General features: G+C 66.3%; 15 protein-coding genes. All 15 read right to left on the bottom strand.

The window, feature by feature from the left end:
* The coding region (locus DID98_RS33365; protein ID WP_124492235.1) for an MFS transporter at positions 1–386 on the bottom strand (386 nt) is incomplete at its 3' end.
* A 74-nt stretch (positions 387–460) separates the two neighbouring features.
* Positions 461–1,210 carry an SDR family NAD(P)-dependent oxidoreductase gene (locus tag DID98_RS33360; protein ID WP_124572076.1) on the bottom strand — a complete coding sequence of 250 codons (750 nt, stop codon included), beginning with the start codon at positions 1,208–1,210 and terminating at the stop codon, positions 461–463.
* A gap of 162 nt (positions 1,211–1,372) precedes the next feature.
* Positions 1,373–2,272 carry a LysR substrate-binding domain-containing protein gene (locus DID98_RS33355; RefSeq protein WP_044845498.1) on the bottom strand — a complete coding sequence of 300 codons (900 nt, stop codon included), beginning with the start codon at positions 2,270–2,272 and terminating at the stop codon, positions 1,373–1,375.
* A gap of 265 nt (positions 2,273–2,537) precedes the next feature.
* Complete coding sequence (locus DID98_RS33350; protein WP_124572075.1) at positions 2,538–3,158, bottom strand: hypothetical protein; 621 nt, start codon at positions 3,156–3,158, stop codon at positions 2,538–2,540.
* A gap of 63 nt (positions 3,159–3,221) precedes the next feature.
* A complete protein-coding gene (locus DID98_RS33345; protein ID WP_124489580.1) occupies positions 3,222–4,271 on the bottom strand; it encodes a patatin-like phospholipase family protein in 1,050 nt (349 codons plus the stop codon).
* Between the two features lie 93 nt (positions 4,272–4,364).
* Positions 4,365–7,868 carry an adenylate/guanylate cyclase domain-containing protein gene (locus DID98_RS33340; protein ID WP_124572074.1) on the bottom strand — a complete coding sequence of 1,168 codons (3,504 nt, stop codon included), beginning with the start codon at positions 7,866–7,868 and terminating at the stop codon, positions 4,365–4,367.
* A 257-nt stretch (positions 7,869–8,125) separates the two neighbouring features.
* Positions 8,126–8,881: a histidine utilization repressor gene (gene hutC / locus DID98_RS33335; protein WP_124489578.1), complete on the bottom strand. Its 756-nt coding sequence runs from the start codon at positions 8,879–8,881 to the stop codon at positions 8,126–8,128.
* Between the two features lie 60 nt (positions 8,882–8,941).
* A complete protein-coding gene (gene hutH / locus DID98_RS33330; protein WP_124489577.1) occupies positions 8,942–10,435 on the bottom strand; it encodes a histidine ammonia-lyase in 1,494 nt (497 codons plus the stop codon).
* Between the two features lie 7 nt (positions 10,436–10,442).
* On the bottom strand, positions 10,443–11,234 hold the full coding sequence (locus tag DID98_RS33325; RefSeq protein ID WP_124489576.1) for an ABC transporter ATP-binding protein: 792 nt from the start codon (positions 11,232–11,234) through the stop codon (positions 10,443–10,445).
* Between the two features lie 28 nt (positions 11,235–11,262).
* Complete coding sequence (locus DID98_RS33320) at positions 11,263–12,009, bottom strand: ABC transporter permease (protein WP_124489575.1); 747 nt, start codon at positions 12,007–12,009, stop codon at positions 11,263–11,265.
* Positions 12,010–12,021: 12 nt separating this feature from the next.
* Positions 12,022–12,744: an ABC transporter permease gene (locus tag DID98_RS33315; RefSeq protein ID WP_044845491.1), complete on the bottom strand. Its 723-nt coding sequence runs from the start codon at positions 12,742–12,744 to the stop codon at positions 12,022–12,024.
* Positions 12,745–12,829: 85 nt separating this feature from the next.
* Complete coding sequence (locus DID98_RS33310) at positions 12,830–13,690, bottom strand: transporter substrate-binding domain-containing protein (protein WP_044845555.1); 861 nt, start codon at positions 13,688–13,690, stop codon at positions 12,830–12,832.
* Positions 13,691–14,199: 509 nt separating this feature from the next.
* Positions 14,200–14,718, bottom strand: coding sequence for an AidA/PixA family protein (locus DID98_RS33305; RefSeq protein ID WP_124489573.1), 519 nt, complete (start codon positions 14,716–14,718; stop codon positions 14,200–14,202).
* Positions 14,719–14,782: 64 nt separating this feature from the next.
* On the bottom strand, positions 14,783–15,286 hold the full coding sequence (locus tag DID98_RS33300) for an inclusion body family protein (protein ID WP_124489572.1): 504 nt from the start codon (positions 15,284–15,286) through the stop codon (positions 14,783–14,785).
* Between the two features lie 690 nt (positions 15,287–15,976).
* Positions 15,977–16,888 carry an ABC transporter ATP-binding protein gene (locus DID98_RS33295; RefSeq protein WP_044848696.1) on the bottom strand — a complete coding sequence of 304 codons (912 nt, stop codon included), beginning with the start codon at positions 16,886–16,888 and terminating at the stop codon, positions 15,977–15,979.
* Between the last annotated feature and the right edge of the window lie 7 nt (positions 16,889–16,895).

Below are 16,895 nucleotides of genomic sequence, written 5' to 3'. Positions count from 1 at the left end.
CGCAGCACGTAGAACGCGGCGGGCGACTTCACGAACACGAAGCTCGCGGAAATCACGGCCCACGTCAGCATGATGCGCGCGAGCCAGCGGCGCGCGCCGACGCGATGCAGGATCAGGTTGCTCGGTACTTCGAACAGAAAGTAGCCGAGAAAGAAAATGCCTGCGCCCATCCCGTACACGGTCTCGCTGAAACGCAGGTCGTTGAGCATCTGCAGTTTCGCGAAGCCGACGTTGACGCGGTCGAGATACGCACCGAGATAGCACAACATCAGGAACGGGATCAGCCGTCGCGCGACCTTCGCATAGGTCGCCGCTTCGAACGTCTGCGCGTCGTCCCGTTGCAGCAGCTCGCCCTGAACCGGCGAGGCGGGGTACTTTGCTCTCATCTTTGTCTCCTGCCATGGCCCCGGGTTGTCCCGGGTGCATGATGGTCGGCGCCGCGCGTGTCGCGGCGCCGTTCTCAGTGAATCAGCATCCCGCCGTTGACGTCCAGCGTGATGCCCGTCAGGTAGCTCGACAGGTCGCTCAGCAGGAACAGGCACGCATTGGCGACATCGGCGGCATCGCCGAGGCGGCCGAGCGGAATGCCCTTGACGATCTCCTCGCGCATGTCGGGCGTCAGCTTGTCGCCGGTGATGTCGGTCTGGATCAGGCCCGGCGTGATCGAATTGACGCGGATACGGTCGGCGCCGAACTCGCGCGCCATCGCCTTCGCGAGGCCAAGCACGCCGGCCTTCGCGGCGCTGTAGTGCGGGCCGCCGAAGATGCCGCCGCCGCGCTGCGCGGACACCGACGACATGCACACGATGCTGCCGCCGCGCTGCTCCTTCATCGCCGGCAGCACCGCCTGCGACATGTACAGCGTGCCGCGCAGGTTCACGTCGACGATCGCATCGAAGTCGCGCCCGGAAATGTCCAGCGTGCGCACCGGCTGCGTGATGCCGGCGTTGTTCACGAGGCCGTCGATACGGCCATAACGCGCCAGCGTCGCGCGGGCCGCGGCCACGCACGCGTCGCGATCGGTCACGTCGCAGGCCAGGCCGAGGTGGTCGGGCCCGAGCTCGGCGGCGGCCGCTTCGGCGTCCTCGCGACGCAGGTCGAGAATCGCCACGCGCGCGCCCTGGGCGGCCAGCGTGCGGGCCGTGGCCTTGCCGATACCGCGCGGCGATGCCGCGCCGGTCACGATGATGGTCCTGTTGTCGAGCAACATCGTTCGTCTCCTGTGTTGATGTGTGTGCAGAGTGTCGGCTCTCCGGACACCCGCATCAACGCGGAAACGCTCAGGCATGGTTGAGAAAATTTCAGATGACGCCGCGCGGGCCGTCACGGCGTGCTGCAACGCAATATTGCACGCGGCCCGGACGCGCGACGCTCAGTTCGCGCGGCGCTGCGCCGCGACTTCCCGCTCGATCCACGCAAGGAAGCGTTTCACGCGAGGCAGTTCCGCGTTCTGCCGCGGGTAAACGAGATGATGCGCACCGACTTCCACCGCATGCGTCTCGTCGAACACGGGCACCAGCGCGCCTTCGCGAATCTTCACCGACGCGAGCATCAGGCTTTCGAGCGCGATGCCGAGGCCGAGCGCGGCGGTTTCGAGCGACATGTACGACCGGTCGAACGAAAAGTCGAAGGTCTTGCGAGCCGCGAGCGATACGCCGGCCCGGCCGAACCACTGTTTCCACTGCACGAGCGGCGTTTCGGAATAGATCAGCCGATGCGCGAGGAGGTCTTCCGGCGCGTTCACCGGATGCCGTTCGAGGTACTGCGGCGACGCGAGCGGCGCGATGAACTCGCCGCGCATCGTCTTCACCTCGAGGTTGTCCCAGTTGCCGTAGCCGTGGCGGACGTCGATATCGTAGAAGCCGTTCGAGAACGATACGTTTTCGTAAGAACACGCCAGGTTCAGCTGGATATCGCCGTTCGCTTCCTGAAACGACGACAGCCGCGGCAACAGCCACATCAGCCCGAAGCTCGGGCTCGAATGCACGCGCAGGATATCGACCTCGGCGCGGCTCGACGCGCGCTCGGTGGCGCGGCTCAGGTCGGCCAGCGAGCCGGTGACGTCCGCCAGATAGCGCTCGCCGGTCGGCGTGAGGACGAGCCCGCGCCCTGATCGCTGGAACAGCGGCTGGCCGATCTGCGATTCGAGGTTGCTGAGCTGGTGACTCACGGCGGACGCGGTCAGGCCCAGTTCTTCCGCGGCACGATTGACGCTTTTGGTCCGGGCGACGCTTTCGAACGCGATGATTGCCTTGAGCGGCGGGATGCGCATGTTGGTATCCGTTGGAATGAGCAGATCGCCTGGCAAAGCGATATCGAAACGACACCTGGAACATTGTCCGGGCCAGGCCACTGCAATACGTTACATGCCAATTCTAGAGTGCCCGAGGGCCGCCGTTCGCCGCAACGTGGTCCCGACCGGCGGGCGCGCACCGGTTCCCTTGGCGCGCGACGCACGCGCGGCGGGTCTGTCGGGTCAGGTTGCCCTGGCGCCCGGGCACCGCTTCGATCGATCATTGCGCCAGCGCGGCGGGTCGTCATTCCGGTTCAGGAACCGGCAACCCCAGCCGCCAGCTCAGGTTCCTGCGCGCCTGCCTCTCGCAGCGCGCGTAGAAGAATTCCGTCAGATAGATGCGCGGACGCACGAGCAGCCCGCGCAGAATGGTCCGCTCATGAAAATCGTAGGCCCGGTCGTCGAGATCGGGACGCTCTGCCCGCAAACGCCGGCCGTCTTCGCGAAACCGGCTGCGGGAAGCGCCGAGCGCGGCCAGGTCGATGTCGCACGTGAAGCGGGTATCCGGTTGCGCGGCAATGCCCGCGTGGGTCGTCGCGAGGATCATCGCGCAGACGGGGTCGCACGCGCGGATTCGCCCCCCGGCCTGGTGCCGGAACCAGTCCGCGCTACGCTGCTCGTTGTCCTTCGCGCCGGGCAAGAAGATCACGTCATGGAACCAGAGCGCGAGTTCGACGGCGTCCGGCGCGGGAATCGCGTCGCGCGCCAGGTCGAGATGACGCAGGCATCGCCGTACATGCACGAGCGTATGGTAATGGCGCGCCGGCTCCGCGTAGCATTGCGCGAGCCTGCGATAGACCTCCTCGGCATGGGTCCCGCCGCTGCACGACCACAACGCGACGAACCGCGCCTGCATCCGGTTCACGTTCGCTCCTTGGACCGGGGCGCCCGCGCGGAATCGCCCCATGCCGACATGACTGCGATGCGCTCAGAGAAATTCCCTGCGGATGTCGATGCTCGAGCGCTGCCCGATGTTTCCGTAGTGATGCGCGAGCCACACATCCGCTTCGCGTCGCCCGTGGTCATGCAGTTCGCTCAGAAATGTCCAATCCGCGTTGTACTTGCTCGATACGCTCAGCGCGGACAGCGCATCGTCGGCGCGAATGGAATGAATCAGCATTTCCTTCATCTCGCCGCGTTGTATCGTGCCTTGCTGGATCAGGTCGGTGACGAACGCGATCGCCCGCATCTCGCGCATCAGCGACGAATTGAAACTGATCTCGCTGATCCGGTTGAGGATTTCCGCGGCCGTGATCGGCACGCCGCGACGCACGAGCGGATTGATGTGCACGATCACGACGTCGCGCGTCGCGCAGTTGTAGATGAGCGGATAGATGGCAGGATTGCCCATGTACCCGCCATCCCAGTAGTACTCGCCGTCGATCGAGACCGCCTGGAACAGGGTCGGCACGCATGCCGATGCCAGCACCGCGTCGGCACTGAGGTCCGCTCCGGTGAACAGGCGGATCTTCCCCGTCTCGACGTTGGTCGCGCACACGTACAGCCGGATCGGACAGTGCTTGCGCAGCGCGTCGAAATCGACCTGGCTTTCGAGCACCTCGCGCAGCGGATTCAGGTTGTTCGGATTGAACTGATAGGGTGAAAAGACCCGCAGCATCATGTCGGCGAACGCATACAGCGGCGAATGATCGAGCCCGAAGCTGTGCGTGCCCTTCAGCCAGGGCATCCAGCGCAGCGGGTTGTAGCGCTCCGCCGATTGCGCGACCGCGTGCCAGAAGTCGTGGAGTGCCTGACGCGCGCCGTCTTCGCCGCCCTTGTGCAGCCCGTATGCGAGTACCGCGGCGTTCATCGCGCCGGCGCTGGTTGCACTGACGCCTTCGATGTCGAGCCGGCCGTCTTCGAGCATGCGGTCGAGCACGCCCCAGGTGAAGGCGCCGTGCATTCCGCCGCCCTGCAACGCGAGCGCAATCGGTTTGCGCGGGCCATCGTTGCCGCGTCTTGCGTGCGTGGTTGCCATGCCCGTCTCCTCGGCGCTCCGCGCAGGCGGAGCAGCGGCAGGTCATCGAGCGCACGTCGTCACGCGATCCGTCGCCGTGCGCCGTTGTTCCATTCATCCTGCGCGCGCGTCCAATGCATCCAGCAGCGCTTTCGCGTCGCGCAGGTCGCTCGTATCGAAACCTTCCGTGAAGCAGGCGAGCACCTCGGACAGCGCTCGCCTCGCCTCCACGGTTTTCCCCTGCCGCTGCAACAGCCGCGCAAGGTCCGACGCCGCCCGCAATTCCAGCGCTCGGGCACCCTGGCGGCGCGCGCGCTCGATCGCCCGGTCAAAGCAGCCGGCGGCCTTGTCGTCGCGCGCCGCGACGGCCCCTTCGTCGCACGTTGCGACGGCCCCCTCTTCGCTCGCCGCGACGGCCCCCTGCTCGCTCGCCCCGCCGGCCAGATAGACGCCCGTGAGCCGGTACAGCTCGGCCTCGAAGCAGTGCTCACCGGTTTGCTCGACGAGCGTCGTCGCCTCTTCCAGCAGGTCCAGCGCTGCCCGCCGGTCGCCCGCGCGCCAGTAACTGTCGGCCAGCAGCGCGAGGGAATAGGGCCGCTGGTCTTCGCCGCCGGCGGCCCGCTGCGCATCGAGGCCCAGCCGCATCTGCGCGATGCCGTCCCGGATGTTGCCTTGCGCGCTCATCGCCCAGCCCCGCAGGAGCGTCCCCCATGCGAGCCAGTACGGCAAGCCGTGCTCGGTCGATACGGCAATGACCGCTTCCGCGCGCTCGGCGGCAAGCGTCGGCTCGCGCCGCAGCTGATGCAGGTGTGCCGTGTAGGTCAGGCTGAACGCCAGGGACGGCCCATAGGAAAGGCGCCGTGCGAGCGCCAGCGCTTCGACGCTGCGCCTGAGCGCCTGGTCGGGATACCCCTGGATCCACAGGGTCAACACCAGGAAACTGAGCGCCCGGATGCCAGGATCGACCCCGTGCGCGAACACGTGGGCCTGATGCTGCTCCGGATCGTAGATCGCGATCGCCTGTTCCAGGTGGGTGCGGGCGGCCGTGAAATCGCCCTGCAGGAAGAAGCACGAACCCAGCGCGCTATGGGCCTCGATGAGAAAGCCGGGGTCGTTCGCATCGCGGGCCGTACCGAGCATCTGCCGGCCCAGGTCGGTCGCGAGCGCATATTCGCCGCGCACCACGTGGTGCATCCGCAATCCCAGCTGCGTCGCGAAGCGTTGCGATACCTCGCCCGTGCGCTCGCACAACTCGAGCGCGCGCGTATAGGTGGCGCCCACCTCCGTCGCGCCATACCCGCGCACATCCATCAGGACCGGCCCGAGGGACAGCAGCAGCGTCAGTTCCCAATGCGCGCGCATCGGTGTGTCCGGCAAGCCCTTCAGCAACGCAAGCGCCGCGCCGAGGTGATTCATCGCATCGTGATGAGCCGCATGGCGCAGCGCCTGCTGGGCCGCACGATGCAGGTATTCGACCGCCTTCGGAATGTTGCCGCTCTGACCGTAGTGATGCGCGAGTTCGCTGCAGTAATCGGCGATGCGCGTCGGGAACAGCACCTCGATCGCCTGCGCGGTGCGCTCGTGCAGCGCGGTGCGCCGCTCCGTGAGCAACGAGCGCCCGGCCACTTCCTGGGTCAGCGCGTGCTTGAACGAATAATTGACCTCGGGAAAGGCGGGCCGCTCGTAGATGAACTCCGCGGCTTCCAGATGCGCGAGCAGGCGACGCAGTTCGTCGTCCCGCGCCGCCACCTCGCCGCAGATGCGCCGGATCAGGCTGAACGGAAACTCGTGGCCGATCACGGCAAGCGCCTGCAGCAGTTCCTTTTCCTCGACGGGAAGCCGATCGATCCGGGCCGCCAGCACGCCCTGCACGGTGGTCGGGATATGCAGCGTCGCCGGCGTCTCCACGATGCGATAACGCCCGGCCTCGCCGAGCAGCGACTTCTCTTCGACGAGCGTCTGGACCACTTCCTCCATGAAGAACGGATTGCCCTCCGTCTTCTCCAGAATGAGCTGCTTCAGCGGCACGAGCGTGCGATCCTCGCCGAGCAGCGCCGTGAGCAGCCCCTGCGCATCGGACGGGCCGAGCGGCTCGAGCCGGATCCTGCTGCAATGAACCGCGCCGGCCCACGCCGGCCGATACTCGGGCCGGTAGTTCACCAACAGCAGGATGCGTGCGTCCGGCACGTGGTCGATCAGGTAGCTCAGGAATGCTTCCGTTTCACGGTCCAGCCATTGCAGATCCTCGAACAGCAAATGAACCGGCTGATTCTGGCTCTCGCGCACAAACAGCTGCCTGATCGCGTCGAAGGTGCGCTCGCGGCGGATCTGCGGGTCCATCTCGACCAGCACCGAGCCGCCCTCGCCGATGCCGAGCAGATAGAGGACGTACGGCACGAGGTCCTCGAAATCGCGCTCCAGCGCGAGCGCCTTGCCGATGACCTTTTCCCGGCAGCGCCGCTCGTCGTCCTGCGGCGTGATCTGGAAATAGTTCTTCAGGAGTTCGATCAGCGGCAAATTGGAAAACGCCTTGCCGTGCGATACCGAAAACGTCTCCAGCACCAGCGCGCCGCGCCGTGAACGCTCCTTGAACTCGTGGAACAGGCGAGACTTGCCGACGCCGGCCTCGCCCACCACGCCGACCACGCGCCCGTGCCCGGCCCGCATGGTCTCCAGGGCCCGGTTCAGGTGTTCCAGTTCCGTTTCGCGCCCGACGAACCGCGCGAGACCACGGTGCGCCGCCAGCTGCAGGCGCGTGCGCAACGCACCCAGCCCCAGCACTTCGTAGACGCATAGCGGCGCGGGAATGCCCTTGAGTTGCGTGGCCCCGAGCGCCTTGAACTCGAAATAGCCTTCGGCCAGCTTGTGGGTGGATTCGCTGACGAGAATCGACGTGGGCGTGGCGATGCCCTCGATCCGCGACGCGATGTGGATCGTATGCCCGAGCGGGTCGTATTCGGTGTGCAAGTCGTCGGTGCGGATCGAACGGACGACGACCTCGCCCGTATGCACGCCGACCCGAATCTGCAGAGGAATGCCTTCCTGCAGCCGAATCCGGTCGCCGTGCTGGCGCATCGCCTGCTGCATGCGCAATGCGGCGAAGAGCGCGCGCTGCGCGTGGTCCTCGTGGGCGATCGGCGCGCCGAACAGCGCGAGGATGCCGTCGCCGAGCGATTTGGCGACGTACCCTTCGTAGTAGTGGACCGCCTCCATCATCAGCTCGACCACCGGCACGATCAGGCGATGCGCCACTTCGGGATCGAGGTCGTGGATCAGCGCGGTCGACCCGGCCATGTCGGCAAACAGCGCGGTAACGGTCTTGCGCTCGCCGGCGGGCTCGCCGCGCGCTTCCATCGCCGCGTGTTCGGCACGGATGCGCTCGGCCAGATGATCGGGCGTGTAATGAATCGGGGTGGGCGACGGCGCGTGAGCCGACGGTCGGGACAATGGCGCCGCGGCGGCAGGTGTCGCCAGCGGCGCACCGCAATGGCTGCAGAAGCGGGCTGCCGGCGCTGCGTCATGCCCGCACTGCGGGCAGGTGCGGGACAGCACGGCACCACATTCCTGGCAGAACCCCGCACCGGGAGGATTCTCCGATCCGCAAATTGTGCAGCGCATAAAACCCTCTTCCAGCCAAGGGTCGACCTCGAAACATTATGCGCCACTCTCTGCCGGTATTCAGGTCGGTGAATGCGCGTACGCATGCCGACGGGCGAAGGAACGAACGGTTCGATGGGCACGCCCGGTGCCCGCACGACGCGTTCTTCGCGATCGTCACGCGCCGGGTGGCGTCAGCGGCCGGGCCGCATCATTCGCCGACGCGCAGGACATCCATGCCGATTGCCTCGGCTCGATGCGCGCCGCTCGCCGCGTCCCTACATCTTCCCCGCCAGGTGAAACCGCGACGCCGGATGCCACAGCCTGACCGACGTCGCGACGTGCTCGCCGACCCAGGTGCGGCGCTTCAACACCAGGCACGGCTCGCCGATTTCCATCACGAGATGCCGGCGCACCTGCGCATTGGGTTTCTCCGCATAGATCCGGAACTCGGCGCGCTGGATCGGCGCGAGCCGCACCATGTAGTGGTTCGGCGTCTCGATCGTGAAATCCTGCTCCAGGTAGTCGGGAAACAACGCCGGATTGACGTAGCGATCCTCGAACTGGATCGGCTCGTCTTCCTCGAAATGCACGATGCGCGAATGAAACACCGGCCCCGAGCGAAGCCCGAGCGCATCGATCGCGTCCGGGTCGACGCTGCGCTCGATCAGCACGACGCGCGCGCTGTGCCGATGCCCGCGTTCCGCAATCTCGTCCGCGATGTTGCGGATCTCCAGGACCGTCGATTCGTAATGCCGGCGCTCGACGAACGTGCCGGCACCCTGGATGCGGGTCAGCACGCGTTCGTTCGTCAGTTCGCGCAGCGCGCGCGACACCGTCATCCGGGCCACGCCGAATTCCTTGACCAGCTCGGCCTCGGTCGGGATCGCGCCGCCGGGTTTCCAGTCGCCCTTCGCGATCCGCTCGACGACGTAGCGCTTGATCTGTTGATAGGCCGGCAGTGCGCGCGCCGGCACGGCCTCGCCCGATGCCCTCGCCGGTCGTGCGGAAAGTTGTCGCTCCGTCTCGTTCATGCACCCTCGACCGAATGAATATTGGATGATCCGCCAGTCGTCGCCAATCGTCGCCGGTCGTCACTGCAACGGCGGCGGCGCCCCCCCGACGATGCCGGCCGCGATCGCGATGTCGTCCGCGAGCGGCCGGTCGTCGCGATACGCCGGTACGCGTTCGCGCACGTGTCGCCACAGCGCGTCGGTCGACGCGGCCCGCCCGGTTTCACTCGCTTGCAAGTCGTATGCCTGCGCGGCGGCGAGCAGCTCGATCGCGAGCACGCGCGTCGCGTTCTCGATGATGTCGAGCGCCTTCAGCGCGGCCGGCGTCGCATGACACAGGTGATCTTCCTGCAGCCCCGACGTAATGCCGCCGTCGAGGCTCGCCGGCGCCGCGAGCCGCTGATTCTGCGCGACCAGCGCGACCGCCGTGTACTGCGCGATCATGAAGCCCGAACACGTGCCGCCCGGCGCCGCGAGAAACGCCGGCAGGCCGCTCACGAGCGGATTGACGAGACGGTCCAGCCGCCGCTCGGCGATGGCCGCCACCTGCGCCATCGCGGCCGCGAGGCTGTCCATCGCCAGCGCGATGCCCGCGCCGACCGCATGCGCCTGCGAATGAACGGCCGGCGCATCGCGCGTACCGGCGACGATCGGATTGTCGGTGACGGACGCGAGCTCGCGATCGACGACGTCCGCCGTGACCGCGAACACGTCGCGCGCCGCGCCGTGCACGTGCGGAATCGTGCGCAGGCTCAACGGATCCTGCGTATGCCGCCCGCTCGCCGCGGCGAGCATCGGGCTGTCGGCCAGCATCGTCCGCAAGCGCGCGCCGACGTGCCCGATGCCGGGCGAGATCCGCAACGCGAGCGAGGCCGGGTCGAACGCGGCGAGCTGCCCGCCGAGATTCTCGAAGCTCGCCGCCGCGATCCAGTCGGCCCAATCGAGCAGCCGTTCCGCGCGGGCCAGCGCGAGCGCGGCGAGCCCCGTGACGCACGGCGTGCCGTTGACCAGGCTCAACCCTTCCTTCGCACCGAGCACGAGCGGTTCGCGGCCGATGCGGCGCAGCGCCTCGGCGCCGCCGATGCGTTCGCCGCGATGGCGCGCATGGCCGTGCCCGATGCAGACGAGCGCGACGTGCGCCATGTGGGTCAGATAGCCGACCGAGCCGTGCGCCGGCACCTCCGGCAGGCAATCGTGCTCGAGCAGCGCGACGAGCTGGTCGACGACGTCGGCATGGACGCCCGAATGCCCGTGCGCGAAATTGTTGATCGCGGCCGCGATGATCGCGCGCGTTTCGGCCGCGCCGAGCGGCATGCCGACGCCGACCGCGTGACTCATCAGGATGTTGCGCGACAGCGTGCTCTGCTGTGCCGGCGACACGATCACGTCGCACAGCGCGCCCACGCCGGTATTGACGCCGTAAGCGCGAATCCCGCGCGCGACGATCTCGTCGACGAGTTCGCGCGCGGCAACGACACGCGCGCGTGCCTCGTCGGCCAGCGCCAGCGGCTCGCCGGCCGCCACCGCCGCAACCTGTCGCCAGTCGAGCGGCCGGGCCGCACGGAATACGGTCATGGCAGCCTCAGTTGGTGGTGCGGTCGTGGTGGCTCGACACGAATTGCCGGAAGCGCTCCGAGCACTGGCCGCCGAACAGCGCGTCGGGCGGCCCGTCCGAGTCGACCTCGCCCTGATGCAGGAACAGCACGCGATTCGACACGTGCCGCGCGAAGCCCATTTCATGCGTGACGACCAGCATCGTGCGCCCCTCTTCCGCCAGCGAGCGCATCACGCGCAGCACTTCGCCGACCAGCTCGGGATCGAGCGCCGACGTCGGTTCGTCGAACAGCATCACTTTCGGATGCATCGCGAGCGCGCGGGCGATCGCGACGCGCTGCTGCTGGCCGCCCGACAGGTGCGCCGGATAGTAGCCGCGCTTGTCGGCGAGACCGACGCGCGCCAGCAGCGCCTCGGCCTCCTCGACCGCTTCGGCGCGGCTGCGCTTTTGCACGCGCAGCGGCCCCTCGACGAGGTTGTCGAGCACCGTCATGTGGGACCACAGGTTGAAGTTCTGAAAGACCATGCCGAGCTGGGAGCGGATCCGGTCGACCTGGCGCCGGTCGCTCGGATGCAGCTTGCCGTCGCGCGCGCGCTTCATCGCGAGCGTTTCCCCGGCGAGCGCGACGGAGCCGTCGTCGGGTGTCTCGAGCAGGTTCAGGCAGCGCAGGAACGTGCTCTTGCCCGAGCCGCTCGCGCCGAGGATCGAGATGACGTCGCCCTCATGCGCGTCGAGCGAAATGCCCTTCAGCACATGATGGTCGCCGAACGACTTGTGGATGTTCTTGACCGACAGCGCAACGGGAGCAGCGGTGTTCATCGGATTCTCCTGGAAAGGACGGGGACGCTCAGGGCGCGACGCGTTGAGGATTGCGCGTCGCCGCGGCGGGCGCACCGGTGGGCTTCGGCGCACGCAGGTGCCCGGAAAGCCGCCATTCGAGCGCGCCGAGCAGGCGCACGACGATGAAGTTCAGGCCCAGATAGATCACGGCGGCGCAGACGAACACCTCGGTCGTCCGATAGGTTTGCTGGATGATCTGCTGCGCGACGCCCGTCACTTCCCATACCGTGACGAGGCTCGCCAGCGCGGTCGACTTGACGAGCAGCACCGCTTCGGTCGAATACGCGGGCAGGCACTGGCGCAACGCGATCGGGCCGATCACGCGCCGCAGCAGCGCGAAGCCCGACAGGCCGATCGAATAGCCGGCCTCGATCTGCCCGACCGGCACGGCCATCAGCCCGCCGCGCAGGATCTCGGCCGTGTAGCCCGCCGTGCACAGCGCGAGCGACAGCACCGCGCAGACGTACGGCTCGCGCAGCAGCGGCCACATGAAGCTTTCGCGGATCACGCCGAACTGGCCGAGCCCGTAATACACGAGGAACATCTGGATCAGCAGCGGCGAGCCGCGAAACACGAGGATGTAGGCCCGCGCGAAACGGTTCGGCAGCCAGCGCGGCGACACGCGCATCGTGACGATCACGAGCGACAGCAGGCCGCCGAGCACGAGCGAGGCGAAGAACAGGCCGAGCGTGGTCGGTACGGCCGCGAGCAGCTGGCGCAGCGTATCGAAGAGAAAAGCGAAATCGAGGGACATGCACGTTCTCCGTCAGTTGCGCGCGAAATTGCGGCGGAACGACCGGCCGACGATCGCTTCCGCCCGGTTGAACACGCGGTTCGACACGCCCGTCATCAGCAGATACAACGCCCCGCCCGCGACGAAGAACACGAAGTACTGGTGGGTCGAGTTGGCGGCGATCTGGCTCGTGCGCAACAGCTCGGCGAGCCCGGTGACCGAGATCAGTGCCGAGTCCTTGAGGCTCAGCTGCCACACGTTGCCGATCCCGGGCAGCGCGAAGCGCAGCACCTGCGGAACCAGGATGCGCCGCAGCACCATGCTGCGCGGCATGCCGATCGCGCGCGCCGCTTCGAGCTCGCCCTTCGACACCGCGAGCACCGCCGCGCGATACACCTCCGCCTGGTAGGCGCCCGAGATCATGCCGACCGCGAGCGCGCCGATCACGAACGGCGGCACGCCGATGAAGCCTTCCGCGCCGAACCACTGGCCGACGGCCGTGACGAGCGTCGAGCCGCCGAAGTAGAACAGATAGATGACGAGCAGTTCGGGCACGCCGCGAAATACCGTCGTGTACAGGTCGCCGAGCAGGCGCGCGCTGCGGTAGCGCGACAGCTTCGCCGCCGCGATCGCCGCGCCGATCACCGCGCCGACCGCGAGCGCGGCGAGCGTCAGCGCGACCGTCATCAGTGCGGCGAGCAGCAGCACACCGCCCCAGCCTTCGGTTCCGAAGCCGAGCATTTCGAGAATCGCCATGCGTGCCTCCCGGCAAGCGTTGAGTGAATCGGCAGGATGCCTGCCGCCGCGCGTCGTTCGGGTCGCTCGCGCGGCGGCGGCGTGCTTACGGCGTGACGTCGGTCTTGAACCACTTGTCGGCCAGCTTCTTCACCGTGCCGTCCGCGAGTGCCGCGCCGATCGCCGTATCGAACTTCGTCTTCAGGTCGGCATCCTGCTTGCGGAACGCGAGCCCTTCGCCCGGCCCCCAGATCGGCCCGCCGAGCTTCGGCCCCGCGAGCACGATCGACGCGGTGTCCTTCTTCGTGTTGTTCGCCGCGTAGTACGTGACGTCGTCGAACGACGCATCGATGCGCCCGGCGACGAGGTCGAGGTCGCGTTCGGGCGAGGTCTTGTACACGCGAATCGACGCGATGTCCTTGAAGCTGTCGTTGATGAATTTCGTATAGACGGTGCCCGACTGGATGCCGATCGTCTTGCCCTTCAGCTGCTTGCGCAGCGCGTCGACGGTGGGCTTGTCCGCGTTCGCGTCACCCGTCAGCTTGACCATCGGCGCGCCGGGCGCGGCCTTCGGCAGGATCTTGGTATCGGTGACGGCGAACGTCGCGGGCGTCGCCGCATACGGACGCGAGAACAGCAGGATCTTTTCGCGCTCCGGCGTGATGGAGATCGCATCCATCAGGATATCGAACTTGCCGGCCTGCAGGCCGGGAATCATCCCGTCCCAGTCCTGCGCGACCATGTTGCACTGCACCTTGATCCGCTCGCACACGTTGGCGAGCAGCTCCGGTTCGAAACCGCCCAGCTTGCCGCCCGGCAGCGTGAGGTTCCACGGTGCGTAGCCGCCTTCGAGCGCGACCGTCACCGTCTTCCATTCCTTCGCCTGCGCCGGCGCCGCGAGCGTTGCCGCCGCGGCCGCGATGACACCGATCGTCCTGATTGCCCACTTGATCCGCTTGCCGTTCACGAGATTTCTCCTTGCGTTGAGGTTCGTCATCCCTTCGGTGCTGCAGCAAGCCGCCTCAGGAATTTGTCTATACAAGCATGCAAGAAGAAAAACAGCGCGACAAGCAGCGATCAAAAAAAACCGGGGAAACGCGGGAAATCCCCTAATTTCGGGGCTCTGACGTGCCTCGTCTTGGGGAATTCAGGCACGCGTTTGGTGCATCTCGTACGATCCATTCGCAAGGATGACTAGACAAATTCCGGATTGGATCAGCGGGCGGCAATGCGGGGAACCCGGGCCGCGACGGACGCGGCGCGCTCGGGTGGTCACGCCTCGCAACGACGCTGGCTCGAACGGGAACGAAACTGATTCGGGCGGGCCGGCTGCCGATGAAACGCGAGCGGCCCGTGAGTCAAACGGTTCGGCATCCTGCCTGAAATCGGCATTCGCGCAGAAGATCGCCCGAAGCCGGTATCGGACGCAAGGTCGACGTTGCCGTCGCGGTCCGGCGACGGCTTGCAATCGGGCTGCTACGAATCCGCGCGGCCGCCGGCGATCTCGATCGACGTCTCCCAGCGAAAGTAGCCGGACACCGCACCGCCACGGTCGAGCACGGCGAAATCGGCCGTGCACGTGGTGGCGCCCGCAGCCAGCACGTCGCTGCGCCAGTAATGGTCCGGCATCGGCCGGCACTGCGGATGGAGCAGGTCGTCGTCGGACGGCACCGGCGTCGCGGCGTCGCGCACCTGCGCTTCGATCGGCGCGACAATGCCGGCGTCTCGCAAGGCGAACCGGATGAACAGCACGCTCACTTCGGCACGCAGCGCCAGCGCCGTTTCGCGCAGGCGGAGCTGGTCGCCCGGCGACAGGCCGGCAAAGAGCCGGCTGTCGTTGCGGCCGAGCGGCCCGGTGTCGCCGGGGCTCACCACGTAGATGTGCCGGCCGTCGATCACGGTCGGCGCATCCGCGTTCCGGCTCGCATCGGGACAGGCCGACAGCAGCGTGACGGCATCGACGATCGCAAGCACGTCGCAACGAAGACCAGGCATGGCGCTTCCTCCGGAACGGGACAATGACGCGGGCGACCGTCGCATGGTCGCCCGCCTGCCGAGATCAGTTGTGGATCGAGATGAACGGGTCCCACTGATAGCAACCCAGCGACTGGCAATTGCGGTCGATGATCTGGAAGTAGAAGTGGTAGGTGACGCGGCCTTCCGACAGCGTTTCCGACGACCAGTAGTAGTTGTCCACCTTCTGGCAGGTCGGCGTCGACGGCGAGCTCGGGTTCGGAATCGGGATCGATGCGGTGGCCTTGCGCGGCGTCGGCGTCGAAATCAGGTCGCGGCCCTGGTTGGCGATGAAGCCGTAGAACACGACCTGCTTCTCGAAGCCCAGCGACAGGCTCGTTTCACGCCATCGGATCAGGTCGCCCACCTGCGCTTTCAGGTCGAGTTCGCCGCCCGCCTGCCCGGACACGACGTTGTCCTGGTTCGTGACCATGTAGACGTGCTTCCAGTCGATCAGCGTCGGGTTTTTCGGATCCCGGCTGGGATTCGGATATTTCTGGAGAATGGTTTCGGTATCGATCGAGACGAGCACATCGGTAACGCGTGACATAGAAGCTCCCGTTCAGGTAGATGGGTTGCCGGTGCGTGGACACCGTTCCATGCGACCTTCGATCACCGATCGGGTGATCGATTCGCACGAAACCTTGAAAACATCAATTTGTCCCGCGACTCGAATTTACATCGAGCGGTTAATCCAATGAACCTGTAAATGCTGACAGTTCTCGATTATTTTTTATAAGGACATCAATTTGCGAAAACAATATTCCGGATTGAATCGATATTTCACACGATTTTCAATACTGCAAAATCGGCGCATCCGGGGCGAAGCCTTCGCCGGATACGCGGGAGCGCGGTTCAAATGCGGCAAGCACGCGTCAGGCGGGGCGCAGACCCAACAAGGAGTATTTCAGCGTTTCAATAATATTTTTATTAACGCCGCCCTTTTCCGGGACGAACGCGCGACCTTGATGCGCATATATGTGAATTGAATCTCGCATTTCATGCAAAAACAGAAACAAAAAGACTTGCGCGAATCGCGCCCAACTTCGCCATTACCGAACCACACGTGTAACGACATTATTTCATCTCGTATTCCACCGCGAGAGATCAAGAAAAAATCCGCAGCAAAACAACTGACGACAAATGTTCGCACTCGTGCGTGGCCGGGATCCCGTCATGCAGTCGCACGGATCACGCCCGGTACGAGATCCCGGGCGCGCACGCGCACCCGGCCTCCCCGCTACTCGACATTGTCCGCGACGTCCGTCATCCGGATCATGTGCGGCTTGACGCCTTCGTCGTCCGCGGCCACCGCTTCCTTCGGATGGATCAGCGCTTCGAGCCGCGCCTTCGTTGCAATGAACTCGGGCGTATTGACCTGCGCATAATCGCGCGGTCGCGGTACCGGCACCTCGATCAGTTCCTGCACGCCGCCCGGGTTCGCCTTCAGCACCAGAATCCGGTCCGCCAGGAAGATCGCCTCGTCGAGGTCGTGCGTGATGAACAGGATCGTCACGTCGATATTGCGCCAGATGTCGAGCAGGTGGGTCTGCATCCGCGCACGCGTCTGCGCGTCGAGCGCGCCGAACGGCTCGTCCATCAGCAGGATCCGCGGGCGGTTCGCGAGCGCGCGGGCAATCGCCACGCGCTGCTTCATTCCGCCCGACAACTGGTGCGGATACACGTCGGCGAAACGCGTCAGCCCGACGAGATCGAGCCACTGCAGCGCCTCGCGCTCGGCCTCGCCGCTGCTGCTGCCGTTCATGCGCAGGCCGAACATCACGTTCTTCTTCACGGTGAGCCACGGAAACAGCGTATAGCCCTGGAACACCATCCCGCGGTCGGCGCCCGGCCCCTGCACGGGCTTGCCGTCCAGCAGCACCTCGCCGCTCGTCTGCGCGTCGAGCCCGGCCAGGATGCGGATCAACGTCGACTTGCCGCAGCCGGACGGGCCGATCACGCACACGAACTCGCGCCGGTGCGTGCGGAAGCTGATGTCGTCGAGCGCGACGCACTCGCCCTGCGGCGTCGCGAACCGCTTGCCGACATGGCGCACGTCGAGAATCACGTCGCGGGTTTTCAGCCGCGCGAAGCGCTCGCGCACCGCGTCGGATTGAATCAGGTAATCGGGAACGGTCTGCGGATTCTGCATGATGCCC

Origin of the sequence: Burkholderia sp. Bp8984 (genome assembly GCF_003853755.1) — a bacterium.
GTDB lineage: Bacteria > Pseudomonadota > Gammaproteobacteria > Burkholderiales > Burkholderiaceae > Burkholderia.
This window is presented reverse-complemented; position numbering and strand designations above follow the sequence as displayed.